The sequence below is a fragment of the Streptomyces capoamus genome, assembly GCF_014654935.1.
GTDB classification, from domain to species: domain Bacteria; phylum Actinomycetota; class Actinomycetes; order Streptomycetales; family Streptomycetaceae; genus Streptomyces; species Streptomyces capoamus.
This window is the reverse complement of sequence record NZ_BNBF01000076.1, coordinates 1-1,350: the sequence shown is the minus strand read 5'-3', so window position 1 is coordinate 1,350 and position 1,350 is coordinate 1. Positions and strand designations below refer to the sequence as shown.

2 protein-coding genes are annotated in these 1,350 nt (G+C 66.2%); both read right to left on the bottom strand.

Features of this window, described 5'->3' with window-relative positions; translation table 11 throughout:
* Positions 1–932: alpha-amylase family glycosyl hydrolase (locus IE312_RS37835; protein ID WP_268254409.1), on the bottom strand; the 932-nt coding region annotated here is incomplete at its 3' end.
* A partial coding sequence (locus IE312_RS37830) for an alpha-glucosidase C-terminal domain-containing protein (RefSeq protein WP_189986830.1) occupies positions 929–1,350 on the bottom strand: 422 nt, incomplete at its 5' end. The genes IE312_RS37835 and IE312_RS37830, both read right to left, overlap by 4 nt.

Genomic DNA, 1,350 nt, shown 5'->3' with positions numbered 1-1,350 from the left:
GCGAGGATCTCGGAGACCGGGTAGCGCGATTCGCGGCGGACGGCCATGAAGATGCGCGGCATGACGGGGAAGTGGAACGCCATGTGGCACTCGTCGCCGCCGTCCCGGAAGTCGCCGAAGTAGTCGACGACGTCCTCCGGCCACTGGTTGGCCTCGGCGAGGAGCACCTTGTCGGCGTACTGGGCGTCGATCTCCTTGCGCACCCGCTTCAGGAACTCGTGGGTCGCCGGCAGGTTCTCGCAGTTGGTGCCCTCCTGCTGGTACAGGTACGGCACCGCGTCCAGCCGGAACCCGTCAATGCCGAGATCCAGCCAGAACTTCAGCGCGGAGATCATCTCCTCCTGCACGGCCGGGTTCTCGTAGTTGAGGTCCGGCTGGTGCGAGAAGAAGCGGTGCCAGTAGTACTGCTTGCGTACCGGGTCGTACGTCCAGTTGGAGACCTCGGTGTCCACGAAGATGATGCGGGCGCCCGGGTACTGCTTGTCGTCGTCGGCCCAGACGTAGTAGTCCCCGTACGGGCCGTCCGGATCCCGCCTCGACTCCTGGAACCACGGGTGCTGGTCGCTGGTGTGGTTCATGACGAAGTCGATGATCACGCGCATGCCGCGCTGGTGGGCGGCGTCCACGAACTCCACGAAGTCGGCGAGGTCACCGAACTCCGGCAGTACGGCCGTGTAGTCGGAGACGTCGTAACCACCGTCCCTCAGCGGTGATTTGAAGAACGGCGGCAGCCACAGGCAGTCCACGCCGAGCCACTGCAGATAGTCGAGCTTGGCGGTCAGGCCCTTCAGGTCGCCGACGCCGTCGCCGTCGCTGTCCTGGAAGGAGCGGACCAGGACCTCGTAGAAGACGGCGCGTTTGAACCAATCCGGGTCCCGGTCCTTGGCCGGAGTGTCCTCGAACGTGTCCGGAACGGGCTCATTGACGATCATATTGTGGGTGACCCTCCGATCTGCGGGGTGGACGGTCGCAGGACGGTGAAGACGTGCGCGGGCCTGTGACCCGGTTCGAGTCGCACATAGTTGGCCCTGCCCCAGTAGTAGGTCTCGCCGGTGAGCTCGTCGCGCACCGGCACGGACTCGTGCCAGTCCAGGCCGAGTTGCGGCATGTCCAACGAGACCGTTGCCTCCTGGGTGTGGTGGGGGTCCAGATTGGCGACCACCACGACCGTGTCCGCACCCGTGCTCTTGCTGTAGGCGATCACCGCGTCGTTGTCGGCGTGGTGGAAGTGCAGGTTCCGCAGCCGGCGCAGAGCGGGGTGCCGCCGTCGGACGGTGTTGAGCCGGGTGATGAGCGGGGCGATGGTCCTGCCCTCGCGTTCGGCGGCCGCCCAGTCGCGGGGCCGGAGCT